Source organism: Rhodopila globiformis (genome assembly GCF_002937115.1).
Lineage (GTDB): Bacteria > Pseudomonadota > Alphaproteobacteria > Acetobacterales > Acetobacteraceae > Rhodopila > Rhodopila globiformis.
The window spans coordinates 1-2980 of sequence record NZ_NHRY01000163.1 but is presented as its reverse complement, the minus strand read 5'-3'; the positions used below and the strand labels follow the sequence as shown (position 1 = coordinate 2980).

Below are 2980 nucleotides of genomic sequence, written 5' to 3'. Positions count from 1 at the left end.
CCAATCGCCGCTCGCCGCGGACCTACGACCGCGACCTCTACAAGGCGCGCCATCTGATCGAAAATTTCTTCGCCAGGCTCAAGCAGTTCCGTGCCATCGCAACCCGCTATGACAAGACTGCCCGCAACTTCCTCGCCGCGGTCCACCTCGCCGCCGCCGTCGTTTGGCTTAATTGACGACACGCCCTAAGTGCCATAGCGAAATTTAATTCACTGGCTTGTCATCCCGACAGGCTGGTGAATTCCATCGGCACCGCCTATCTTGGGGCCGCGTCGCTTCGATCGCTCGTCGTCTGCTTATGCGGCTTGACAGGCGGGCGATTGAGGTTTGCGCGGTACCGAAATCAGGGAATGTCCGATGTTGATGGCGTCAGGCGCGCGGAAGCCGCCCTTCACACAGGCAGTTCGGAAAGTACTGGAAGACATCAACAATTCCGGGAAAGAAGCGGATTTGCTGTTCCTGGAGGCATGGGAAATGCAGCCGACGAACCTGCTGGGCGCCACCCTGCGTGCCAGCCAGATCCGCCGCGCGAACCCTCAGCTGGCGGCCGAGATCGACGCCGAGCTGAAAGGGCATCCGTAGCCCTTCACCGCCGGCAGCGAGCAATCCCCTCGGGGGTCACGGCTTCCGCGGGATCGGCATATTCGCTGCGCGACACGAGGATATTCGTTGCGCGACGGGCAATCATGCACAAGAAGCATGCCGGGGGCCGCCGGAACCGGCGCCCATGGACCGGCGGCGTGAGCGGGCCGGCATCCCGCTGGCAGCGACGATAAAGGACAGTCCGACGGTCTCTCCCGACCTGACGGCGATCACGGGGGTGGCGGTATTGCCTGGCGTTCCTGGCAGGGCCGCCTGCGCAAGACCGGAGCGGTGCCCTTCCGTCTGCTGATCGCCCCGGGTTGTGCCGTCCCGGCCGATGTGATGGCATCGGCAGATCATTGGTCGCAACGGGGGGCGGTTCCGCATGGCCACGCATCGCATCGCATCGACGCCGGAGACCGTGCGCTGGGGCATGTTCGATGCAAGCTTCCCGCCGCTGATCACGGTGGACCCGGGCGATACGGTGGTGCTGGAATGTGTGTCCGGCGGCCCCGAGGTGATGCCGGCGCGCGAATCGGGCCTGGCCGTCCCGCCCGCTCTGGCGGCGATCCATGCCGCGAACATCCCGCGCGCGCCCGGTCACCTGATTACCGGCCCGGTCGCGGTGGCCGGGGCCGAGCCCGGCGACATGCTGGAAGTGCGCATCGACAAAATCGAGCTGGGCTGCGACTGGGGCTATTGCGGCTTCCGCCCGCTGGCCGGGACCATTCCGGAGGACTTCCCGGAGAAATTCCTCTCGCACATCCCGGTGGACCGCGCCCGCAGGACCTGCCGCCTGCCGTGGGGGACCGAGCTTTCGCTGTCGCCGTTTTTCGGCGTGATGGGCGTCGCGCCGCCGCCGCACTATGGCACGATATCGACGGTGCAGCCGCGTGAGCACGGCGGCAATCTCGACAACAAGGAACTCAGCGAGGGCGCGACGCTGTTCCTGCCGGTCTGGGCACCCGGGGCGCTGTTCTCGGCCGGCGATGGCCATGGCGTCCAGGGCGACGGCGAGGTCTGCATCAACGCCCTGGAAATGTGCCTGACCGGCACGTTCACCCTGGCCCTGCACAAGGGCGGCGGCCTGCGCGACCCGCTGCTGACCTACCCGCGCGCGGAAACCGCCACGCACTTCATCGCCATGGGCATGCACGAGGACCTGGACACGGCGATGAAGACCGCGCTGCGGCAGATGATCGCCTTCATCACCAGCCGGACCAACCTGTCGCGGCAGGAAGCCTATCAGTTCTGCTCGCTGGCGGTGGATTTCCACGTCACCCAGACGGTGAACGGGGAAAAGGGCATCCATGCTCTGCTGAGGAAAGGGCTGCTGTTCTAAGCGGCGCGGTCAGGGTTGGCGCCCATCCCATTGCCTCCCCGTCATGGCCGGATACGCCCGGCCATGACGACAGGGAGACGACCACGCCCTGTTCCTAGTTATGGTAGCGCCTATGTGCCGGAGCCGGACCATGCTCACGGGCTGAAGAAGTTCGCCGAGATCGAAGCACGGGCGATCAGCTCCCGCAGCGCGGGGTTGCTTTCGCTGTTTTCCTCGGTCAGCGCTTCCATCGGCACGAAGAACTCATGCGCATGCGGAAGCTGGTGCCGCGCGAAGCCCTTGTAGTGGTCGCGCTTCAGGCCATAGAGCACGCGCATCTCACGCACCGGGACAATGACGTCGCAAAACGGCTCCTGCCGGATGACACCCGTCGCCCGCCAGCGCGGCGTCTGCTCGGTTGGGGTTATCGGCGCCAGCAGCCAGACGGCGGGGCAGACGCACATCATCGAATGGGTACTGGGTGCGAAACGGGACCGCTTGTCGAGCAGGTTCTGGAGTGTGCTGCACGCCTCGATGGCCAGGATATCGACGAAGGGTTCGGCGAAGGTGCCGCCGAAATTGAGCCAGAGCCCATCCGGCAGGGTGCGCAGCCGCCTGCTGCCGGGGATTTTCAGATAGGGGCTGCCGATCCTGGCATCGTCCTCGGAGGGGCGGCCGCGCAGCCAGGACTCCTTGCCACGCCGTGGCCGGACCCCAGGGGGCCGCTGCCCCCACCGCTTCAGCCGGCTTTTGACCAGGAGATCCAGCGAAACATTTTCTCGCATACACGCATTCCTAGGCAATTCCAGTTTGAAAGCAACCTACACGTGTATGCAGGAAATGCACTGGCTTCATGACCCCCAGAGCGGATATGCCGCGGTCGGCGGAGCATGTATCAATACTAACGTAACCGGGAGTTCCCCCGGCTCTGCCGGGGAGGCAGCAGCAGTTTGACATTTGCGGGGGTAGGCCCCGGTTCGCCCATCAATGAAACTCTGGAGCGTGAGCCGCCAAAGCACACGCTGATGGAGTTCCATCAATGGACGAATTCGAGAGCCTAAATCACACCAAATGGGA

At 64.8% G+C, this 2980-nt stretch carries 4 protein-coding genes; 3 read left to right on the top strand and 1 reads right to left on the bottom strand.

The window, feature by feature from the left end:
- The 3 genes from CCS01_RS15720 to CCS01_RS15710 form a co-directional block, all read left to right on the top strand.
- Nucleotides 1-176: transposase (locus tag CCS01_RS15720; protein WP_146101497.1), on the top strand; the 176-nt coding region annotated here is incomplete at its 5' end.
- Between the two features lie 151 nt (nt 177-327).
- Complete coding sequence (locus CCS01_RS15715; RefSeq protein ID WP_146101788.1) at nt 328-582, top strand: hypothetical protein; 255 nt, start codon at nt 328-330, stop codon at nt 580-582.
- 385 nt (nt 583-967) lie between these two features.
- Nucleotides 968-1924, top strand: a complete 957-nt coding sequence (locus CCS01_RS15710; protein WP_104519739.1) for an acetamidase/formamidase family protein — start codon at nt 968-970, stop codon at nt 1922-1924.
- 134 nt (nt 1925-2058) lie between these two features.
- On the opposite strand, the gene CCS01_RS15705 is transcribed toward CCS01_RS15710, so the two are convergent.
- Entirely contained in the window at nt 2059-2688 is a 630-nt protein-coding gene (locus tag CCS01_RS15705; RefSeq protein WP_104519738.1) for a hypothetical protein, read from the bottom strand.
- Nucleotides 2689-2980 lie beyond the last annotated feature (292 nt).

Coding starts and splice junctions, on each gene's coding strand:
- CCS01_RS15710 (WP_104519739.1), top strand. CDS start 968: ATGGCCACGCATCGCATCGCATCGACGCCGGAGACCGTGCGCTGGGGC.
- CCS01_RS15705 (WP_104519738.1), bottom strand. CDS start 2,688: ATGCGAGAAAATGTTTCGCTGGATCTCCTGGTCAAAAGCCGGCTGAAG.